Raw genomic sequence first — 19,469 nt, forward strand, 5'->3', positions numbered from 1 at the left:
GAACAATCAGTGATCACGGCTTGCCATTGGGTATCTCGGGTGTCAGCATCGAGATACCTGACGCAACCGCGTTTCGAAGCAGCAATATTGGGGTCATTACTTGGCGAACGCTCTGACAATCCGGACCCTGCGGGCCGAGGACAAAGATCAGTGGGCCGAAATGTGGCGGGATTATCTGGCGTTTTATGAAACCACCCTGCCTGAAAACGTGTATGAATCGACCTTTTCCAGATTGTTGGGCGACGACCCGCAGGATTTTTCCTGTTTCGTTGCGGAACAGGAGGGCGTTTTGGTCGGGCTGACGCATTACCTGTTTCATCGCCACGCCTGGAAAGTGGAAAAGGTCTGTTACCTGCAAGACCTGTTCGCCCGACCTGAAACCCGAGGAACGGGCGTCGGTCGCGCTTTGATTCAGGCGGTTTATGAAGAGGCCGATCGCCAGGGCGCCCCATCCGTTTACTGGCTTACGCAAGAGTTCAACACCACGGCACGCCACCTTTATGATCGCATCGGCACCCTGACACCGTTCATCAAGTACGCCCGCCCATGATGCGTTTGGGCGCCCTTTTTCTGGCGCTGGTTATCGCTGGCTGCACGTCTGTCGAGACAATCGAACTCGGGAACGATGCCCCATATGTCGAAGTGGCGTTGCCGCCGGCCAAGTCTTTTGCGGCACCGCGTCCCTCTCCACCGGCACGGTCCAATACGAACATCGCGTCGGATTTCCTGTCCCTGCATTTCGAACTGGAAAGCGGGGCCGCCCTGCCCGTTTTCACCCGGTTCGAAACGCCGATCACCGTTCGCCTGACCGGATCGCCGACACAAAGTATGCAGCAGGATTTGACCCGCCTGCTGAACCGCCTGAAGCGCGAGGCGGGTATCAACATCCGACAAATCAACGAAGGTCAGGCCAATATCACAATCGAAGCGGTCAGCCAGAAGGACATTCTGCAAATTCTGCCAAACGCGGCCTGTTTCGTGGTGCCAAACGCGTCCAGCCTGGCTGAGTATCAGCGCGACCGTCGCAAACCCAAAAGCAGTTGGGTTGAGCTGCGCCAACGCGAACGATTGGGGATATTCATCCCCTATGATGTCAGCCCGCAGGAAATGCGCGATTGCCTGCACGAAGAACTGGCGCAGGCCCTTGGTCCGCTGAACGACCTCTATCATCTGCCGGATTCGGTGTTCAACGACGACAATATTCATACGGTCTTGACCGGGTTCGACATGCTGATCCTGCGCGCGGCTTATGAGCCCGAACTGCACACCGGCATGACCCGCGATCAGGTCGCTGCCGTTATCCCCGGAATTCTCAGCCGTCTAAATCCACGCGGCGAACGACTAGCTGCGCAATCCCCCACAAATACCCCCCGAGAGTGGATCAACGCGATCCAGAAATCACTGGGACCGGGGCCGGGTTCCCCCCGACAGATGCGCGCCGCGCAAAAGGCAGCCCGCATCGGGCAGCAATTGGGGTGGACGGACCACCGCCGTGCCTATCCCCACTACCTGATGGGTCGGATGGAGCAGTTTCGTGACCCGGCAGAGGCCCAGCGGCAGTTCAAGATCGCGCAACAATTTCTTCGCGCGACGCCCGGAACCGAGGTTCATCAGGCTTATGTCTCAACCCAGACCGCAGCCTTTGCGCTTGCGCAGGATCGCGGGCCCGAGGTCCTGCCCGAACTGGATCAGGCCATCGACGTGATGACCCGCGCGGAAAACGCTTCGCTTCTGGCCACCTTGCTGCTGCTGAAGTCCGAGGCCTTGAAACAGGCCGGTCAATTGCAGCAGGCACGTGCCGTCAGGCTGGACAGCCTTGGATGGGCGCGATACGGGTTCGGTTCGGATTTGGTGGCTCAATCTCTGGCTCAAAACAGTGGCCGACGCCCCGCTGACAGCACGAAAGACGGATAAAACACATATGTTGCTAGTACTGGGAATGGCGATACTGGGTGCAATCCTGGGCGCTTTGACCGCAAAAAAACGCAATGGAAACGGCGCCGACATGGCGCAGTATGCTGCCGGATATGGGATCGCTTTTGCGCTTGTGGGGCTGGTGATCTCGCTGGTTCTGCTTCGCATGGTGGCGTGACGCGATGTTCCTGCCCTTTTTCGAAAACCTCCGCAAAGCGGGCATCCCCGTATCGCTCCGGGAGTATCTGACTTTTCTGGAAGGCATGAAAAAGGGTCTGGTCACCTATGATGTCGAAGCATTCTATTACCTTGCCCGGGTGTCGATGGTGAAGGACGAGCGCAATATCGACAAATTCGACCGCGCCTTTGCCGTCAGTTTTGAGGGCTTGGGCGAGATCAGTTTCGATCAGGTGTTGGAAGCTGTCGATATCCCCGCCGATTGGCTCGCCAAGATGGCCGAGAAACACCTGTCGGATGAGGAGAAGGCCGAGATCGAAGCGCTCGGCGGTTTCGACAAGCTGATGGAAACACTGCGCGAACGACTCAAGGAACAACAAGGCCGCCACCAGGGCGGTAACAAATGGATTGGCACCGCCGGAACCTCTCCGTTCGGGGCATATGGGTATAACCCCGAAGGCGTCCGTATTGGTCAGAAAGAAAGCCGCCACCAGCGTGCGGTCAAGGTCTGGGACAAGCGGGAATTCAGGAACCTTGATGACACGGTTGAACTGGGCACCCGCAACATCAAGGTCGCCCTGAAACGCCTGCGCCGCTGGGCGCGGGAGGGAGCAGCCGAAGAGCTGGATCTGGACGGCACCATCCGTGCCACGGCCGAGCATGGCTATCTGGATGTCAAAACCCGGCCCGAGCGTCACAACGCGGTGAAGGTGCTGTTGTTTCTGGACGTCGGCGGCTCGATGGACCCGCATATTAAAGTGGTTGAGGAGTTGTTTTCCGCTGCAAGAACCGAGTTCAAGCATCTGGAATATTACTACTTTCACAATTGCCTGTATGAAGGGGTCTGGCGCGACAACCGCCGCCGCTGGAACCAACAGACCCCGACCCACGAAGTACTGCGCACCTATGGATCCGACTACAAGTGCATCTTTGTCGGCGACGCCTCGATGAGCCCCTATGAGATTGCCTATCCCGGCGGTGCCAATGAACATTGGAATCAGGAAGCCGGGCAAGTCTGGCTGCAACGCGCGCGCGAACAGTGGGCGTCAAATCTGTGGATCAACCCGGTGCCCGAGAAATACTGGGAATATACTCATTCCATCGGCATGATCCGCGACATCTTTGAAGATCGCATGGTGCCCATGACGCTGGCTGGTCTGGAAAAGGGAATGCGCGAGCTGACGCGGTGACACACGCCATCAGGTATTCCTGCTGATTAATACCTTGACCTCAAGCAGGGTTGAGCTTTCACAGTAACCCGGTTGCCGTTTGAAAACCTGAGGAGCTTACTGTGCATCTGCTGACAATCCTGGATCACCCAAAGCCGAACTCCTTTACGGCCGCCGCTGTCGCGAAACTCAGCGAAGGCGCAAAGGCGGCTGGCCATACTACCGAGATTGCGGATTTGCATGCAGAAGGGTTCGATCCACGCTGGTCAATGGCGGACATAGAAGGCGAAGCAGGCACTGGCGCACCGCAAGACATACTTGCGGAACAAACACGGATTGCGCGCGCCGATGCAATCTGCCTGGCCTTTCCGTTGTTCTGGTGGGGAATGCCTTCGATGATGAAAGGCTGGGTCGACCGCGTGTGGATGTGGGGCTGGGCCTACGATCAGTTGGACGATCCGGAAAAGTCCCTCCAGAGGTCCCGAACTGGGTTATTGTTGGTGCCAGCCGGTGCGCGTTCTGACGAAATGGAAGCCAAAGGATATACCGACGCGCTTGAGACACTCTGGACGAATGGCACGTTTGGGTATTTCGGGTTTTCACCCCGGAAACTCGAGCTGTTGCATGGTGCGACCGGGTCAGCCCTGCGTCGACAGGCGCTTTTGGAACGTTGCTATGAAATTGGACTTACGCTTCCGCAACCTGAAAGCGATCCATGAACACGGTTACATCGACAGCCTCACTTCGAAATGAAACAGAACAGAGAAAAGCTGTTATTTTCCATTTGCTCTTGGGGTGTTGAAAACCCATATCTAACCCATGCTTCGCCTGACCCCGATCCTGCTGGCCATTGCCTATGGAATTGTGATGTACCGGATTTCCGTCTGGCGCACCCATCGGGAACTGGACGCAAAATCGACCGAGCTTGTTGACCCGGCCCTCAAGCGCATGACCGACCGGCTGGCTGCCGCGCTCGAGATCGAACGGGTCCCGGTTTATATCTACGAGATCGACCCGGTGAACGGGTTGGCCGCACCGGACGGGCGGATATTCATCACCCGGGGATTTTATCGCAAATTCCGCAACGGCGAGGTTTCGGCTGAGGAAATGGCCAGTGTAATCGCGCATGAGTTGGGCCATGTGGCACTAGGTCACGCGCGGCGGCGGATGATCGATTTTTCAGGGCAGAATGCGATGCGAACGGCGCTGATCATGGTTCTGAACAGGTTCATCCCCTTTGTCGGGGCGATGATTGCCAATGCGTTGACCGCACTGATCGCCTCGCGCCTGTCGCGGCAGGACGAGTATGAGGCGGATGAATACGCAGCCGCTTTGCTGACAAAAGCCGGTATCGGAATCGGCCCGCAGAAATCACTGTTTCATAAGCTGGAAGAGTTGACACAGCAACGCGCCGGGGTGGTCCCGGCCTGGCTGATGAGCCATCCCAAGACAGATGAACGTGTTGCGGCGCTGGAAAAGCTTGAACAGCGTTGGGCACAGCAGTGAAGCCTGTGCTGCGAGAGGCCAGCCTCTCGCGCTCTCCGGGATATTTTTGGCCAGATGAAGCTGGATCTCGCTCAGGTGGCGAGTGCCTTGCCCAATCGCGGAAGCCGGGCTTTTTTCATGAGCGCGCGAAGGGTCCATTTTTCGGCTGAGAGGCGATTGGCCTCTGTCAGGACCTGAGTGGCAAGTGTGCTCATGCCTTCTGGATTGGATTGCCAAAAGCCGTACAGCAGGCTGTCGGGATCTTGCCGGTCAAGCCCTTCATCAGTCAGGATATTTCTGGGAAAATCCTTGGCATTAACCGTGACAATCAGATCAGCGGAAGCAGCTATTGCTGTGGCCAGCACGTGGACATCTGCGGCGTCCGGCAGCCACAGGCGGTTTTGAAGACCCTCGTTCGCTGGACGTTCGGCATCCGGCCAGGCCGCTTGCACCAACGCGATCTCGGCGCGCGCCTGCGCCTCACCTGTCGGGCCCAGCTTGCGGGCGGCGCGGGCCCATTCTTCGAGGATGCGGGCGGACCAGAGCGGGGTGAAATGCCCCAATCGCGCGGCACCCAACAGCATCTCGCGCATGACCGTGGGATAGAGGACGCAAGTGTCGAGAACAGCCTTCATAGGCGATAGAACACCGCTTTGAGGTAGCCGCTTTCCGCCAGTTGCGGCAGTTGCGGGTGATCCGGCCCGGCAAATCCGGTGTGGATCAGTTGCGCCTGTCGACCCGCCCGGCCGATCCCGCGGGAGGAGGCGTCGCGGAACCGCCCCAGATCGGCGGCATGAGAACACGAGCACAGCCCCAGATAGCCGCCGGGTTTGACCAGAGGTGCGGCAAGCCGTGCGATACGCTCATAAGCGCGCAACCCCGCGTCCAGCGCTTGTTTTGAGGGGGCAAAGGCAGGTGGGTCACAGATAACCACGTCAAACGCCGCACCCTCGTCCCCCAATTGGGTCAGAACATCGAACGCGTCGCCCTGCCGTGTCTGGAACCTGTCGGCAAGGCCCGATGCCGCAGCGCCTTTGGTGGCCAGTTCCAGCGCGGCAGCAGACCCATCGACGGACAGGGCTTGTCCGGCACCTGCGGCCAGCATTGCCAGACCAAAGCCGCCGACATGGCTGAACACGTCCAACACCTGCGCTCCGGGATGTACCAGCCGTGCGGCAAAGGCATGGTTGGGGCGTTGATCGTAAAACAGGCCGGTTTTCTGACCTCCGGTCAGGTCGGCCATATACGTGGCACCATTCATCGGCACAGGCAGGGGTGCGTCGGGTGCGGTGCCGTGCAAAGTCTGGTTCTCATCGTCCAGCCCTTCCAGCCCGCGCGTACGGCCCGAGGCGTTTTTCAGCACCGTCGTCACGCCTGCGACCTTGATCAGCGCGTCGGTGAGCGTATCCAGATGCATCTCGGCCCAGGCCGCGTTGGGCTGGATGACACAGCTATCGCCAAACCTGTCGATGATCACACCGGGAAAGCCATCGGCCTCGGCGTGGACCAGACGATAGAAAGGCGCATCAAACAGACGTTCACGCAGTGCAACGGCGCGGCTGAGGCGGGTTTCGAACCAAATATTGTCCAACTGCGCGTTGGTGTCGCGATCCAGCACCCTGCACATGATTTTTGAGTCAGGATTGACGGCCACCAGCGCAAGCGCTGCACGGTTGTCATCCTCGAGAATCGCCAGAGCGCCTGCGGGGATCTTGCGCGTGCGGCGGTCGGTGACGATGTCATTTGCATAGACCCAAGGGAAACCATGGCGCAGGCCGCGCGCGTTGGCTTTGGGTTTCAGGCGGATACGGGGGCGGTCGGCAGTTTGGGTCATGGCGCCCTCTTAGTCGCGAATGTGCCGATGGAAAAGCCCTAGCGGTTCCGAGAGCGCCAGCCGCCACGCCGTTTCGGGGTTTGGGCCGCCTGAAGGCCCTCGGACAGAACCTGAGTCATGGGATGATCCGGGCTGTGCAGCGCGTATGCCGCGTGCAATTCGGTCAGCGCCGTGTTCTGGTCACGCTCTTCGGGCAAGCTGAGCGCCCAGTCCAGAAATATGCTGCGGCATTCCGGCAGGGTGATGCCTTCGATGCGATAGGCTTCCTGGATCAGACCTTTGTGGTCATTGGGATCAGTGCTGCGTGCCATCTTCGCCCTCTTGGATCACGCCGCCGATCAGGTCGGCCGCAGTTGTGTAACTCTCCTGCAATGCCCGTTGCAGTGCATCGACCTGTTCAAACCCGGTGGCACGGCACAGGAAATCCACACCTCCTTCACCGATCTGCTCCGCCTCGATGACCTTGCCCGAGAGAAGCCGGGCCGCACATTGCACCGACCAGCATAGGCTGTAGCAGTCTTTCAGGGATTGCGCCTGCGCGACATCCAGCAACCCGGCAGCGACGGCTCCATCGAGGCCCGAGGACACATCGCGTGCCGTAGTCCCTGCCAGCAAGGCACCGGTTTCGGCCATCAGTTCGATATCCATCAGGCGGCCGGGCCCGTTTTTGGCATCCCAGGTCCCGGCGGGTGCCTTGGCTGCGGCCAGACGCGTTCGCATCTCGGCGACTTCGCGCAAGACATTGTCCCGCTCGCGTGGGCGCGACAGAAACCCGGCGCGGAACGCTTCGATATCATTTGCCAAACCGGCATCACCCGCAACGACATGAGCACGGGTCAGGGCCAGATGTTCCCACACCCAGGCCTCGTTCTGCTGATAATTGGTAAAGCTGGCCCAACTGGTGGCAACCGGCCCCTGATTGCCGGACGGGCGCAGGCGCATGTCGACCTCATACAACCGCCCCTGTGACATCGGTGCCGAAAGTGCCGTGATCAGCGCCTGCGTGAACCGCGCATAATAGGTGCGCGTGGCCAGAGGACGCGGACCATCGGACATGTCCTGATCCTGCGGGTCATAGATCACAATCATGTCCAGATCGGATTGCGAATTGATCCGTCCTGCGCCCAGCGACCCCATGCCCAACACCGCCGCTCCGCGCCCCGGGGCGGGTCCGTGTTTGCGGGCGAAATTCTCGGCAACATATGGCAGGATGGCGGCAATCACCGATTGTGCAAGTTCTGCATATTGCCGACCTGCCTGTGCCCCGTCGATCAGACCCCGCAAGTGGTGGACACCGACCCGGAAATGCCATTCCTTGCACCAGCGCCGTGCAAGGTCGAGCCGGGTTTCATAGTCAGGCTCTTCCGCCAGCGCACGGGCCAGTTCGATTTGCAATGCCTTCTGCCCCGGCCAATCGGCAAAGAAACTGCCGCCGATCACCGCGTCGAAAACCGAGGCATTGCGCGACAGATGCGAAGCCAGAGCATGAGATGTGCCAACGATATCGACCAGCAGGTCGATCAGTTGCGGATTGGCCTCGAACAAGGAAAACAGCTGAACCCCGGCGGGAAGGCCAGACAGAAACCCATCCAGCGCCATCAACGCCTCATCCGGTTTGGCGGTCTTGGCAAGACGCGACAGCAACTCGGGCCGCAACCGTTCGAATATCCGCGACCCGCGCTGGGACCTTAAGGCCGGATAGGTCGTCCACCGGGCCAGAACACTCTGGTCAAACTCCACATCCTGTGCCGCCACAGGTGCAGGACCGGGTCCAGGCGCAAAAAATCCTTCAGTCAGTTCGTGCACTTCGGTCAGGCGGTTTTTCAGGTCCTGTTTCAGTTCATCGCTGCCGATCCCTATCAAACAGGCGATGCGTTCAATGCCTTCCGGTGATTTCGGCACCTTATGCGTCTGTGCATCATGAACCATCTGAATGCGGTGTTCGACTTCGCGATGTGCCCGGTAATGATCGGTCAATTTATCCGCGACATCCTGCGGCACCCAGCCTTTTGACGCCAACGCCGCCAACCCCGGAACCGTTCCGCGCACCCGTAAATCCGGATCGCGACCACCTGCGATCAGCTGACGGGTCTGGGTGAAGAACTCGATCTCGCGAATACCGCCCTGCCCCAGCTTCATGTCGTGGCCGGGAATCGACAAGGCCCCGCCCGTACCTTTATTTTCGCGAATCCGAAGACGCATATCATGCGCGTCCTGAATGGCGGCAAAATCCAGATGGCGACGCCAGACAAAGGGGCGCAATGTGTCCAGAAACCGCTGCCCCGCAGCCAAGTCTCCGGCACAGGGACGGGCCTTGATATACGCCGCGCGCTCCCACGTGCGGCCGAGGCTTTCGTAGTACCGTTCAGCGGCCTCCATCGCCATGCAGACCGGTGTTACGGCAGGATCTGGCCTCAGCCTCAGATCGGTACGGAAAACATAGCCATCGGCAGTCTTGTCGCTGAGCGTCGCGCAGAAGTTCCGCGTTGCCCGCACCATGCCCTGCCGGGCCTCGTAGAAGTCATCGGGGTCAAACCGCGTCTCATCAAACAGCACAATCAGATCGATATCCGAGCTGTAGTTCAGCTCATGCGCGCCCATCTTGCCCATGGCCAGAATGACCATCCCGGCGGCAGTTTCGATATCGTCCTCGGTCATACCCGGCAGTTTGTTGCGCCGGATCAACGTCGCAATCTCGGCCTTGGCCGCAGTATCCGCGGCCAGTGCCCCGAAATCGGTCAGTGCCGCGGTGACTTTTTCAAGCGGCCAGGCACCTGCAATGTCGGCAAGCGCGGTCAACAGCGCCACCCGCCGCTTGGCCTGCCGCAAGCCGGATTTCAGCTGATCCGTCGGCAGCTTACGCGCATCCGCCATGACTTCAGACAGTGCCTGATCCGGGCGCAATAAGGCATCAGGCAGCCATTCCCTTTCACGTTCGATCAAGCCTTTCAGATATGGGCTGGACCCGGCGGTTCCCGCCACCAGCTCTCCCATCTCCTGCGACAGATCAGGTATCAGAGCGCGGGTTTCATCGCCCAGAGACGGATCAAACGCACGCGGAAGGCGGGTAATGGCAAGAGCGTCAGTCATGCGCGCACCCTGCGCATTGCGGGGCGCAATCGTCAATGGGGCATTCTGATCAGGTTACCTGAACCGGCGTATCCTGACTGAAGCTGTTGATCCATACGTCGTTTCTTCTTTCCCACAAAGATGAAATCAGCATTGCCTCGCGCCGATCTGCGCCCGGGCGCAGGTAATCGGCGCGGTAGGACAACAAGACGATATCCGGGGTCAGAATGCGTAACCGGGCGTCACTCAGATCAAACTCGGCCATCGTTGGCGCATCTGCAAATTGCCCGACGTGATCGTCCCGATTGGCAAACCCCGTGGGATAAACGCCCAGAAAATCCGCGCTCAGCAAGGCGCGGTCGGCGCTGGCATTACCTTCAACCAGCGCCACCCAGACCTGTGTTTCCAGTTCAAGTATGTCCTTTAGTGCAAGGGCAGCTTTGTTGTCCGTCATATCCATACTCCGACCCTGTGGGCCAGTTCCTGAAACGTCAACCGGATTGCATAATGTAAATCTTTTTCACATTACCCCTTGCACCCGTCCAAACGGTACCCCATCTATGCAATGTGAATAGAGTTTACATCAACCCTGGAGAGCTCAAATGACCGCATTGTCCGACCCCGCCGTCCCCGCGAATCCGGGATGGCTTTATCGAACCGAAGCCTGGCTGGATGACAAAGGCAAAGGGGCCTGGATCGCCGCCATGGTTCTTGGTTTCATCTTCTTCTGGCCCGTTGGCCTTGCCCTGCTGGCCTACATGATCTGGAGCAAACGCATGTTCAGCAAATCCTGCAACCGTCGTAAATCCTGGCACAGCCACATGAGCGCAATGAAGCCCTCAGGCAACAGCGCCTTTGACGCCTACAAAGCAGATACCCTGGCCCGCCTGGAACGTGAACAACAGGATTTCGAAGCCTTCCTACGCCGCCTGCGTGACGCCAAGGACAAGGCCGAATTCGACCAATTCATGGATGAACGCGCCCGCGAGAACCATGACGAAGACGGCAAGGGCGAGCCCGCCTGATTGACCTTGCCCTGCCCCGGTGTTTCGGGACAGGGTGCCCCCACCCCAGTTTTTCGGACCTATCGAATGAACCATCTGCCCAACCCGGACACCCAACCCGATTTCTATCGTTCCGTGACAACCAAACGCTTTGTCGCCTGGCTGTTCGATATCGCCTTCATTTCGCTGCTTTGCACGGTGGCAATCCTCTTTACTGCGTTTCTGGGTCTGTTTTTCCTGGCCCTGATCTACGCCGTTGTCAGTTTCGTCTACCGGGTGGTGACCATCGCCAACGGCTCAGCCACGCTGGGTATGCGCTTTATGGGGATCGAGCTGCGTGACGCGTTCGGAGAACGAATGGACCTGGGCAAGGCGCTTGCCCACACTGCCGGCTATTTTGTCAGCATGGCCTTTCCCGTGGTCCAGATCATCTCGGTCATCATGATGATGACCAGCGCCCGTGGCCAGGGTCTGACCGACAGTTTTCTGGGCACCGTGATGATCAACCAACGGGCCTGACGCAAGGTTGCGTGAAACACTTGGCGGTCTCGGGAACGGTTGCTATCATCCCTCCCGAGGTTGGATGGGGATTTCATGCGACATACGCTGCCAATTGCGCCACAATTCTATGTCACGGCACCGCAGCCCTGCCCTTATCTTGGCGGCAGGATGGAACGTAAACTGTTCACCGCCCTGCAAGGCGAAGGGGCTGAACAGCTGAACAACTCCCTGTCTCAACAAGGATTTCGCCGGTCTCAGAATGTACTCTACCGTCCTTCGTGTACGGATTGCGCAGCCTGCCTGTCGGCCCGGATCGATGTTTCAGCCTTCCGGCCGACCAAAAGCCAGAAGCGCGCAGCAAGGCGGAATGGTTACCTGGAACGCCGCGCAACCTCGCCATGGGCCACGGATGAGCAATACGAGCTGTTCCGCCGCTATCTTGATACCCGTCACGCCGATGGCGGCATGGCTGACATGGATGTTTTCGAATTCGCCGCGATGATCGAGGAAACACCGATCCGCAGCCGCGTTGTGGAATATGCCGATCCTGAAACGGGCGAGTTGATCGCCGTCAGCCTGACCGATGTGCTCGATGACGGGCTAAGTATGGTCTATTCTTTCTACGACCCGGAACAGCCGCAAAACTCACTCGGCACCTACATGATCCTCGACCATATCGACATCGCACGTGAGGCGGGCCTGCCCTATATCTATCTGGGGTACTGGGTCCCCGGCAGCCCCAAGATGGGCTACAAAGCCAAGTTTTCAGGGCTCGAGGCCTATATTCAGGGGGGCTGGCAAAAAATCAGCGATCCGGATGCCTATACCGGCACATCGCATCACCCCTTGTCGGCGCCGCCAATCGCCGAACAGGTCGCCAATATCCAGCTCCCTGACCGGCACCCGACCAAAGGCTGACCGCGCGATGAAACAAAGCCTGCATGCCGTCACCCTTGTGGTGCCGGATTACGACGACGCCATCTTGTTTTATACAAAGACGCTCAGCTTCCAACTTATCAAGGACATCGACCTCGACAATGGCAAGCGCTGGGTTCTGGTCGCGCCTCCCGGTTCAGACAGCGGCTGCCTTCTTCTGGCAAAGGCTGACGGACCTGAACAAACCGCCGCCATAGGCAACCAGACCGGCGGGCGCGTTGGGTTCTTCCTGCAAACCGATGATTTCTATCGCGACCATGCGAACATGCGCGCCAGGGATATCCACTTCGAAGAAGAACCCCGCCAAGAATCCTATGGCGTCGTCGCTGTCTGGCGTGATCCCTTCGGCAATCGCTGGGACCTGATCCAGTTCACCTGATCCGCATCTTCATCTGGCCAAAAATATCCCGGGGATGAATTGGCCGCAGGCCAAGAAGGGGCTGGCCCCTTGCCCGAAATAAACAGAAAAGGGGGCCAGCCGGCCCCCTTTGCAATATTCTCTTCCGGATCGGATCAGTTTGGCATCAGGTCCGGAACGATCGTGACAATCGTCGGGAAGAACCACAAGATCGCGATCCCCATCACCTGGATCAGAACAAACGGAACGATCCCGCGATAAATATGGCCTGTAGTGACCTCCTTCGGCGCAACCCCCCGAAGGTAGAACAACGCAAACCCGAAAGGTGGCGTCAGGAACGACGTCTGAAGGTTCACCGCCACCATAATTGTGACCCATTTCGGATCGAACGAGCCGCCATAGATCACAGGGCCCACGATGGGGATCACGATGTAGATGATCTCGAGGAAATCCAGAACGAACCCCAGAATGAACAGCACCAGCATCACGATCAGGAAAACCGTGAACTCGTTGTCAAAGCTCTTCAGGAATTGCTGGATATAATGCTCCCCTCCGAATGAAATCACCACGAGGTTCAGCAACTGCGATCCGATCAGGATGGTGAACACCATCGAGGTCACCTTGGCCGTCTCGCGCACCACCGGGGTCAATACACCGCTGGAATACAGTACCCAGCATCCGTACAGCAGCCCGAACAGGGCGTACAGGTAAGCCGCATAGGCAATGATGAAGGCGATCCAGGTTTCTACCGTCACACTGCCTTGATTGATACGCAGGTCAAAGTTGACCCCCATCAGCAATGCAATGACAACGGCGAAGGTCGACCAGATGACCACTTTGCCCGAGCGGCCTTGATCCTGCAGCTTGCGATAGGCCGCCAGCATGATCGCGCCACCCGCACCAAGCGCAGCCGCCGGTGTCGGATTGGTGACACCACCCAGGATCGAGCCCAGCACCGCGATGATCAGAACAAGTGGAGGAAAGACCACGCGGATCAGATCGTTTGTGGCACAGCGCGCCGCAGCCTCTTTGCAGCCATACATGGCCAGCGCGAACGGCAGGGCGAGCAGTACGAAAGTCACGCCAGAGGATGTGGTCGGCGATATCATCAGGATATCGACCAATGCCATCAGCAACAGCCCGATCGCGCCAAGGATCAGCGGCTGCGGTGACCGCGACGGTGCGATACCACGGCCCAGAACCAGGGTCAGACCCAGCAGAACAAGGGTTACCGCCACTCCGGTGCCGATCGGCGCCGCATCGGCAATCCTTTTTTGCTGTTCGGCCGCCAGTTCCTCTTCTGTCAGGCGATGCGCTTCGGCTGTGCCGCCAGCGGCATCAATTGCCTCCTGCTCGGCAACAGCCTGATCCCAGGCAACCTGCCCGTGCAGATCGATCATCGACGCCTTGCACTCTGCCGACACATTGGTCCGCAGCGACGCACCCTCGCCAATATCCGAAAAGGCCGAGACCGAGATATTCTGGCTTCCGATCACACCGACATTGCCCAGAAGGACCGCACCGACGATCAGGGCAACCGGCGCACCCAACAACCATGTCAGGCCTTCTGACCGCGTAATGGGTTCCCCGGAGCCACCGGACACAGCCACTGCAGGCGCCTTGTGCGGGTTCAGCAGCGCATAGCCAAAGGCGTAAAGCGCGTAGAGCAGCGCGAGCATGATCCCCGGCAGCAGCGCAGCCTGGAACAACGTCCCGACCGAGACAACCGCAGGCTCACCCAGATAGGTCAGCGCGTCGGTACAACCGGCTTCAACAGCCCGGGTTTCCTGCGCTGTCGAATACAGATCCCCCGCCAATGTGCCCAGCAGGACGATCACGATCGACGGTGGAATGATTTGCCCCAAGGTGCCCGATGCCGCGATCACACCGGTCGCCAGTTCCGGCGAATAGTTGTTGCGCAACATGGTTGGAAGCGCCAACAGGCCCATCGTCACAACGGTCGCGCCAACGATACCGGTCGAAGCCGCAAGGAACGCCCCCACAACCACAATCGACACGGCCAGACCACCCGGAAGTGGGCCAAAAACACGTGCCATCGTCGTCAGAAGATCGTTGGCAATCTTTGAACGTTCCAGCGTGATGCCCATCAGAACAAACATGAGCACGGCCAGAAGGGTCTCGATGGATTGACCGGCCAGAACCCGCTCGTTCATGCGGTTCACGATGAACGACACGTTGCGGTCCAGCGCGGTTTCCCAGCCCGAGGCAAAAACCGGTTCGGCGAGCCTTGGCAAATCCGGGTATCGGAACACCGATATGGTGTCCGGCTTGATCCCGGAATTCACAAGGTCCCGATAACTTTGCGATCCAACGTCAATCGCCTGGTGGATCAGCAACCCCGCACTGTCCAGCGCGGCGATGATGCCAAAGGATATAATCCCTGCCCCGCCGATGGCAAAAGCCACCGGAAAGCCGGAAAGAATGCCCCCGAAAAGGCAAAAGAATACGATAATAAGGCCTATCTCGACGCCATCAAGTCCGAATAGCATTGTCTTTGTCTCCGCCCTTAATGCGCGCCTTCATAGGCTTCTTCACCCTCACCAAGACTGTCCTTGTCGAGGTATTTTCCAACGCTGTCCGGCCCTTCCACAAATTCCAGATACGACCGGTACAAAAACGCGATGGCGTGCAGGAACACCATGGCCGCAAAGGCCACCAGCAGGATCTTGAACAGGAAGTAGGCATTGAACCCGTTGGGGCTGAACCCGATGGTTTCCACGTTCCAACGCAGGGCGCGGGATTTGGCAACCAGACGGTCCAGCGCGTCACTGGCCGATGGGTTCGGCACGATCAGGTGCCGCCACAGGAAGAACCAGCCGTACATCCAGGTCAGCACCGCCATTGGCATCATGAACAGCAACGCACCGCACATATCGACCACACGCTTGGCGCGGTGGCTGATACCGGCATAGATCAGATCAACGCGCACATGCCCGCCCTGCACAAATGTGTAGGTACAGCACAGGCAGACGACCATGGCGTTATACAGTTTCAGCTCTTCCGCGAACCAGCTGATATCCATCTGGAACGGTATGCCCAGACCGAAGGACATATCAGGACGGGTAAAGACCCGTTGCATGAATACGATGACAATTTGCTGAATCACCATCAGCAGACCCGCCCAGGCAAAGAACCGCCCGGTGGTGTTTGCAAAACCTTCCAGGCCGCGCACGATGGCCCACATGAAGTTCCGGTAATACAACCCGACGGCTGTCAGAACCAAAAAGAAGGTGAACACCACAAAGAAGAACTCGACCGAACCGCCGTAATAGACAAAGCGCATGATCGACGCCTTGTCAGACCAGTCCAGCCAGAGCTGCGGATGCGTGACCGCATATCCGAAATTATAGAAGGCTTCGGCAATGTTCTGAATGAACCAGACCAGTCCATTCCACAGGGCGCCGAAGAACGAGATACCGTTTTCGTCCTGCATGTTGTCCCCAGGTCGTCTCAGTTGCGCGCAGGCCTATTGTGGCTTGCCCAAGTCCTTTCACGCAACGGGAAAGGTTTCCCCGCAAGGTGCGGGGAAACCGTTTTTCCTTTGATCAGGAAGGATTAGCCGCGAACACGGTCACGCTGTGCGGTGTAGACACCCGACGACAGGTTGTTCCATGCCGACGAAGCCGCCATCGACGGCATTGCGCTGTCGTGGATCTTCTTGAACAGCTCATCGCCCATGTTCTCGTCCAGAACTTCCTGGCTGGCCTTGCCGAACGCATCCCAGACACTGTCAGGGAATTCCAGGACCTTGACACCACCGGCCTGCAGGCGCTGCAGCGCTGCGCCATTGTTGGCCAGGAACTGCGCCAGGTTCCACTGGTGTGCTTCTGCGGCAGCGATCTCGATGATCTTCTGCTGGGCCGGGGTCAGTTCATTGAACACGTCGCGGTTGGTTGCCAGCGACAGACCTGCGCCCGGCTCGTGGAAGCCCGCGGTGTAGTAGGTCTTGGTGATTTCCTGGAAGCCCGCTTTTTCATCGGCCCAGGGTCCGATCCACTCGGTTCCGTCAATCGCGCCGGACGACAGCGCCTGATACACTTCAGAACCGGGGATGTTCTGAACGGACGCGCCCAGTTTGCCCAGTGCTTTACCGCCCAGACCGGGCATACGGAACTTCAGACCATTGAAGTCTTCAGGGCTGTTGATTTCTTTCGAGAACCAGCCGCCCGCCTGCGCACCGGTGTTACCGGCCAGGAAGGACTTCAGGCCAAAGATTTCGCCCAGCTCATCATGCAGCTCCATACCGCCGTCATGATAGTACCAGTTGACCAGTTCCTGCGCGGTCATGCCGAAGGGCACGGCCGTGAAGAAGGCGTAACCTGGGTGCTGACCCACAAAGTAATAGTCAGCGGCGTGATACATGTCGGCCTGACCGGACGACACCGCGTCAAACACCTCGAACGCGCCAACCAGTTCGCCTGCCGCTTTGATTTCAACATTCAGGCTGCCATCCGACATGGCGTTGATGCTGTCGGCACAACGCTGCGCGCTGTCAAACACGCCAGCCAGACCACGACCCCACGAGGTCACCATGGTCAGTGTGCGCTGTCCCTGTGCATAGGCCGGAGCCGCCAGAGCGGTTGCTGCAGCTGCCGAACCGCCCAGCGCGGATTTTTTCAGAAATGAACGACGATCCATATGAGTGTTCCTCCCCTTCATAGTCACGATCCGGCAGAACCGGACCTGTCGCATTCAGTGCGCGTCAGCCTAATGTGAGCGAAGCGAAAGGGAATACCTACTACTGCGTAGAGAATCGATTTCTTTTGGGGATGCGGTGAAATTTCCGAACGAAAACTCCAACAAAAACGGCCCAAACACCGGAATTTCACAGACCAACGCCAATCTTTTTGCATTTTTGCCGCCGCTTGCGTATCGATTCGTCCATGCAAAGACTTCGACATCTGGTCTCGCTGACCTATGCGCAGAAACTGTCGTTGGTGGCCGCAATCCCGCTGGTTGTGGCCGTGGCCGCAATCGCTGTGCTTGTCGCATATGAGGCACGTGCGACCGCCGAGCGCGAGATCGAAGCCCTGGAGCGCAGCCTGATAGAAGCCAAGAAAGAAGAACTGCGCAACTACGTGACGCAGGCGCGCAATGGTTTTGCCTATATCTATGGCCGCGCTGAACCGGATGACGAGGTATCAAAGAACCTTGTCTCGCAGATACTCTCGGCAATGATCTATGGGCAGGACGGGTTCTTTTTTGTTTACGACTATGATGGCAACAATCTGGTCAGCCCCCGTCAGACACAATTTATCAACCGCAACTGGGAAGGTCTGACCGACAGCGATGGCACGCCCATCGTTGACGAGTTCATTCGCCTCGCCCGTCAGGGGGCCGGGTGGCACAGCTTCATGTGGGAAAAACCCTCGACCGGGGATGAGGCGCAGATGATCGCCTATGTCGTCGGGTTGCAGGACTGGCGCTGGGTCGTGGGTACCGGGGTCTTCATTGACGACATTGTCGCCACGGTCGCCAACGCAAGGGCCGAGGTCGAGGCCCGCGTGCAGCGCACCTTCATGTATATCGGCGCTATTGTCGTGGCCGCCGTTCTGATTGTCTTTGCCTCGGGCATGTTGCTGAACATTCGCGAGCGACGGTTGGCAGATGCCAAGCTGAAGGAACTGACGCAACGTGTCTTCGACGCGCAGGAAGAGGAACGCGGCCGGGTTGCCCGCGAACTGCATGATGGCATCAGCCAGATCCTTGTGGGGGTACGCTATGCGCTGGACAATGCGCGCCGCCGTCTGTTGCGCGGCGATGATGCAGGTGCGCGCGATCCGCTGGACAAAGGCATCGACCATCTTCGCACCGCCATCACCGAGGTCCGTCGCATCAGCCGCGACCTGCGCCCCGGCGTACTGGACGACCTTGGTCTTGGGCCTGCGCTGAAGGCTCTGACCGACGATTTTCGCGAACGAACCGGGATCGAGACTGAATTTTCCACCGTCGTATTCCGCAACCGGCTGGATCAGGACAGCAAGATCGCGCTTTATCGCATCGCACAAGAGGCGCTGACAAATATCGAACGCCACGCCGACGCCTCTTATGTGACGATTGACCTGCGTGGCCACAAGAAAGGCGCAACCATGCGGATCACCGACAATGGCCGTGGGTTGCGCGCAGAATCCGGGACCCCAACCACCGGCATCGGTCTGCGCAACATGCAGGAACGAATTGAGCAACTTGACGGATCGCTGCGTATTCTGTCATCACGCGGGCCGCGCGGCGGTACGGTGATCGAGGCCAGTCTGCCGCTGAGCCACCTGTTGCCACCGCAGGAAGACGCAACTCCGAACCGAAAGGCCGGTACATGAGCGCCAAGAATATCCGAGTTCTAATTGTCGACGATCATCCCATGGTGGCCGAGGGCATTCAGTCGATCCTTGAAAGCTACGACGATATCGAAGTGGTTGGGACACTCGGCAGCGGTCAGGCTGCGGTGGATCATGCGGTTGGCCTTTCCCCGGATGTCATCCTGATGGACCTGAACATGCCTGGCCTCGGCGGCCTCAGCGCCACGGAAATCATTCTGGAACGACTGCCCGATACGCGCATCCTGATCCTGTCGATGCATGACAGCCCCGAATATATTTCGACCGCGCTCAGCCACGGTGCAAAAGGCTATGTTCTCAAAGATGTCCCAACTGAAGAGATCAAGCAGGCCATTGATGCGGTCATGCGGGGTGAGCAGTATCTGTGCACCGGTGCCAGTGGATCCCTGAAACCCAAAGGCGACAACGCACGCGAGGCGCTGACAGGGCGCGAGCAAACAATTCTGCTGGAACTGGCGCAGGGCAAATCAAACAAAGAGGTTGCGCAAAAGCTGGATATCTCGGTGCGCACGGTTGAAACGCATCGCAAGAACATCAAGCGCAAACTGGGAATTTCCTCGACTGCCGGGCTGACCCGCTACGCGCTGGAACATGGCATGCTGCAAGGCACCGGGGTCGGTTTCTGATCCTTGCGCAACCGCAGCGCGCAGCGCTGCCCGGCCCAAC

At 58.6% G+C, this 19,469-nt stretch carries 20 protein-coding genes; 12 read left to right on the forward strand and 8 right to left on the reverse strand.

What is annotated here, in order from left to right:
• Positions 1-100 precede the first annotated feature (100 nt).
• The 6 genes from ACR0M3_RS03145 (at position 101) to ACR0M3_RS03170 (ending at position 4,766) form a co-directional block, all read left to right on the forward strand.
• The gene (locus ACR0M3_RS03145) at positions 101-550 is read left to right on the forward strand and encodes an N-acetyltransferase family protein (RefSeq protein WP_480909668.1); all 450 of its coding nucleotides are present in this window, start codon (positions 101-103) and stop codon (positions 548-550) included.
• Positions 547-1,914 (forward strand): DUF2927 domain-containing protein, encoded by a 1,368-nt coding sequence (locus tag ACR0M3_RS03150; protein WP_480909671.1) that lies wholly within the window; start codon positions 547-549, stop codon positions 1,912-1,914. The genes ACR0M3_RS03145 and ACR0M3_RS03150 overlap by 4 nt, the downstream gene beginning before the upstream one ends.
• A 7-nt stretch (positions 1,915-1,921) precedes the next feature.
• Complete coding sequence (locus ACR0M3_RS03155; RefSeq protein ID WP_209503658.1) at positions 1,922-2,092, forward strand: hypothetical protein; 171 nt, start codon at positions 1,922-1,924, stop codon at positions 2,090-2,092.
• Between the two features lie 4 nt (positions 2,093-2,096).
• On the forward strand, positions 2,097-3,281 hold the full coding sequence (locus ACR0M3_RS03160; RefSeq protein ID WP_480909674.1) for a vWA domain-containing protein: 1,185 nt from the start codon (positions 2,097-2,099) through the stop codon (positions 3,279-3,281).
• A 101-nt stretch (positions 3,282-3,382) separates the two neighbouring features.
• On the forward strand, positions 3,383-3,979 hold the full coding sequence (locus ACR0M3_RS03165) for an NAD(P)H-dependent oxidoreductase (RefSeq protein WP_267363864.1): 597 nt from the start codon (positions 3,383-3,385) through the stop codon (positions 3,977-3,979).
• A gap of 100 nt (positions 3,980-4,079) precedes the next feature.
• Positions 4,080-4,766, forward strand: a complete 687-nt coding sequence (locus tag ACR0M3_RS03170) for a M48 family metallopeptidase (RefSeq protein ID WP_480909677.1) — start codon at positions 4,080-4,082, stop codon at positions 4,764-4,766.
• Between the two features lie 71 nt (positions 4,767-4,837).
• On the opposite strand, the gene ACR0M3_RS03175 is transcribed toward ACR0M3_RS03170, so the two are convergent.
• The 5 genes from ACR0M3_RS03175 to ACR0M3_RS03195 are packed head-to-tail and all read right to left on the reverse strand — an operon-like array spanning position 4,838 to position 10,102.
• A complete protein-coding gene (locus tag ACR0M3_RS03175) occupies positions 4,838-5,380 on the reverse strand; it encodes an RSP_2648 family PIN domain-containing protein (RefSeq protein ID WP_480538068.1) in 543 nt (180 codons plus the stop codon).
• Positions 5,377-6,579: an RSP_2647 family RNA methyltransferase gene (locus tag ACR0M3_RS03180; protein ID WP_480909680.1), complete on the reverse strand. Its 1,203-nt coding sequence runs from the start codon at positions 6,577-6,579 to the stop codon at positions 5,377-5,379. Before ACR0M3_RS03180 ends, ACR0M3_RS03175 begins: the two co-directional genes overlap by 4 nt.
• A 38-nt stretch (positions 6,580-6,617) precedes the next feature.
• On the reverse strand, positions 6,618-6,890 hold the full coding sequence (locus ACR0M3_RS03185; protein WP_480504821.1) for a hypothetical protein: 273 nt from the start codon (positions 6,888-6,890) through the stop codon (positions 6,618-6,620).
• Positions 6,874-9,669, reverse strand: coding sequence for a [protein-PII] uridylyltransferase family protein (locus ACR0M3_RS03190; RefSeq protein ID WP_480909683.1), 2,796 nt, complete (start codon positions 9,667-9,669; stop codon positions 6,874-6,876). The genes ACR0M3_RS03185 and ACR0M3_RS03190 overlap by 17 nt, the downstream gene beginning before the upstream one ends.
• A gap of 49 nt (positions 9,670-9,718) precedes the next feature.
• The gene (locus tag ACR0M3_RS03195; protein ID WP_480909686.1) at positions 9,719-10,102 is read right to left on the reverse strand and encodes a DUF4440 domain-containing protein; all 384 of its coding nucleotides are present in this window, start codon (positions 10,100-10,102) and stop codon (positions 9,719-9,721) included.
• 148 nt (positions 10,103-10,250) lie between these two features.
• Here ACR0M3_RS03195 and ACR0M3_RS03200 point away from each other — a divergent pair, with 148 nt between their 5' ends.
• The 4 genes from ACR0M3_RS03200 to ACR0M3_RS03215 all read left to right on the forward strand — a co-directional run bounded on the left by ACR0M3_RS03200 (position 10,251) and on the right by ACR0M3_RS03215 (position 12,468).
• Positions 10,251-10,673 (forward strand): DUF2852 domain-containing protein, encoded by a 423-nt coding sequence (locus ACR0M3_RS03200; RefSeq protein WP_209503649.1) that lies wholly within the window; start codon positions 10,251-10,253, stop codon positions 10,671-10,673.
• 66 nt (positions 10,674-10,739) lie between these two features.
• Positions 10,740-11,171 (forward strand): RDD family protein, encoded by a 432-nt coding sequence (locus ACR0M3_RS03205; RefSeq protein WP_209596678.1) that lies wholly within the window; start codon positions 10,740-10,742, stop codon positions 11,169-11,171.
• Between the two features lie 75 nt (positions 11,172-11,246).
• Positions 11,247-12,071 (forward strand): arginyltransferase, encoded by an 825-nt coding sequence (locus tag ACR0M3_RS03210; protein ID WP_480480490.1) that lies wholly within the window; start codon positions 11,247-11,249, stop codon positions 12,069-12,071.
• A 7-nt stretch (positions 12,072-12,078) separates the two neighbouring features.
• On the forward strand, positions 12,079-12,468 hold the full coding sequence (locus ACR0M3_RS03215; RefSeq protein ID WP_480909689.1) for a VOC family protein: 390 nt from the start codon (positions 12,079-12,081) through the stop codon (positions 12,466-12,468).
• Positions 12,469-12,602: 134 nt separating this feature from the next.
• Here ACR0M3_RS03215 and ACR0M3_RS03220 read toward each other — a convergent pair whose 3' ends face one another.
• From ACR0M3_RS03220 to ACR0M3_RS03230, 3 genes are all read right to left on the reverse strand, one after another.
• Positions 12,603-14,957, reverse strand: a complete 2,355-nt coding sequence (locus ACR0M3_RS03220; protein ID WP_480504811.1) for a TRAP transporter large permease — start codon at positions 14,955-14,957, stop codon at positions 12,603-12,605.
• A gap of 17 nt (positions 14,958-14,974) precedes the next feature.
• Positions 14,975-15,901 carry a TRAP transporter small permease subunit gene (locus ACR0M3_RS03225; protein ID WP_480909693.1) on the reverse strand — a complete coding sequence of 309 codons (927 nt, stop codon included), beginning with the start codon at positions 15,899-15,901 and terminating at the stop codon, positions 14,975-14,977.
• A 122-nt stretch (positions 15,902-16,023) separates the two neighbouring features.
• Positions 16,024-17,106 (reverse strand): TRAP transporter substrate-binding protein, encoded by a 1,083-nt coding sequence (locus ACR0M3_RS03230; protein ID WP_267363846.1) that lies wholly within the window; start codon positions 17,104-17,106, stop codon positions 16,024-16,026.
• Positions 17,107-17,351: 245 nt separating this feature from the next.
• Between ACR0M3_RS03230 and ACR0M3_RS03235 the strand changes: the two genes are divergently transcribed.
• Both ACR0M3_RS03235 and ACR0M3_RS03240 read left to right on the forward strand, forming a co-directional pair.
• Entirely contained in the window at positions 17,352-18,785 is a 1,434-nt protein-coding gene (locus ACR0M3_RS03235; RefSeq protein WP_209503642.1) for a cache domain-containing protein, read from the forward strand.
• Positions 18,782-19,429: a response regulator transcription factor gene (locus ACR0M3_RS03240; RefSeq protein WP_480480484.1), complete on the forward strand. Its 648-nt coding sequence runs from the start codon at positions 18,782-18,784 to the stop codon at positions 19,427-19,429. The genes ACR0M3_RS03235 and ACR0M3_RS03240 overlap by 4 nt, the downstream gene beginning before the upstream one ends.
• The last annotated feature ends 40 nt before the right edge of the window (positions 19,430-19,469 follow it).

This window comes from Ruegeria sp. O5, assembly GCF_056535105.1.

Bases quoted from the DNA above. Each gene is read 5' to 3' on its own strand.
- ACR0M3_RS03240 (WP_480480484.1), top strand. From the start codon at position 18,782: ATGAGCGCCAAGAATATCCGAGTTCTAATTGTCGACGATCATCCCATG.
- ACR0M3_RS03190 (WP_480909683.1), bottom strand. From the start codon at position 9,669: ATGACTGACGCTCTTGCCATTACCCGCCTTCCGCGTGCGTTTGATCCG.
- ACR0M3_RS03235 (WP_209503642.1), top strand. From the start codon at position 17,352: ATGCAAAGACTTCGACATCTGGTCTCGCTGACCTATGCGCAGAAACTG.
- ACR0M3_RS03160 (WP_480909674.1), top strand. From the start codon at position 2,097: ATGTTCCTGCCCTTTTTCGAAAACCTCCGCAAAGCGGGCATCCCCGTA.
- ACR0M3_RS03225 (WP_480909693.1), bottom strand. From the start codon at position 15,901: ATGCAGGACGAAAACGGTATCTCGTTCTTCGGCGCCCTGTGGAATGGA.
- ACR0M3_RS03155 (WP_209503658.1), top strand. From the start codon at position 1,922: ATGTTGCTAGTACTGGGAATGGCGATACTGGGTGCAATCCTGGGCGCT.
- ACR0M3_RS03205 (WP_209596678.1), top strand. From the start codon at position 10,740: ATGAACCATCTGCCCAACCCGGACACCCAACCCGATTTCTATCGTTCC.
- ACR0M3_RS03215 (WP_480909689.1), top strand. From the start codon at position 12,079: ATGAAACAAAGCCTGCATGCCGTCACCCTTGTGGTGCCGGATTACGAC.
- ACR0M3_RS03170 (WP_480909677.1), top strand. From the start codon at position 4,080: ATGCTTCGCCTGACCCCGATCCTGCTGGCCATTGCCTATGGAATTGTG.
- ACR0M3_RS03175 (WP_480538068.1), bottom strand. From the start codon at position 5,380: ATGAAGGCTGTTCTCGACACTTGCGTCCTCTATCCCACGGTCATGCGC.
- ACR0M3_RS03185 (WP_480504821.1), bottom strand. From the start codon at position 6,890: ATGGCACGCAGCACTGATCCCAATGACCACAAAGGTCTGATCCAGGAA.
- ACR0M3_RS03210 (WP_480480490.1), top strand. From the start codon at position 11,247: ATGCGACATACGCTGCCAATTGCGCCACAATTCTATGTCACGGCACCG.
- ACR0M3_RS03180 (WP_480909680.1), bottom strand. From the start codon at position 6,579: ATGACCCAAACTGCCGACCGCCCCCGTATCCGCCTGAAACCCAAAGCC.
- ACR0M3_RS03220 (WP_480504811.1), bottom strand. From the start codon at position 14,957: ATGCTATTCGGACTTGATGGCGTCGAGATAGGCCTTATTATCGTATTC.
- ACR0M3_RS03195 (WP_480909686.1), bottom strand. From the start codon at position 10,102: ATGACGGACAACAAAGCTGCCCTTGCACTAAAGGACATACTTGAACTG.
- ACR0M3_RS03230 (WP_267363846.1), bottom strand. From the start codon at position 17,106: ATGGATCGTCGTTCATTTCTGAAAAAATCCGCGCTGGGCGGTTCGGCA.
- ACR0M3_RS03150 (WP_480909671.1), top strand. From the start codon at position 547: ATGATGCGTTTGGGCGCCCTTTTTCTGGCGCTGGTTATCGCTGGCTGC.
- ACR0M3_RS03200 (WP_209503649.1), top strand. From the start codon at position 10,251: ATGACCGCATTGTCCGACCCCGCCGTCCCCGCGAATCCGGGATGGCTT.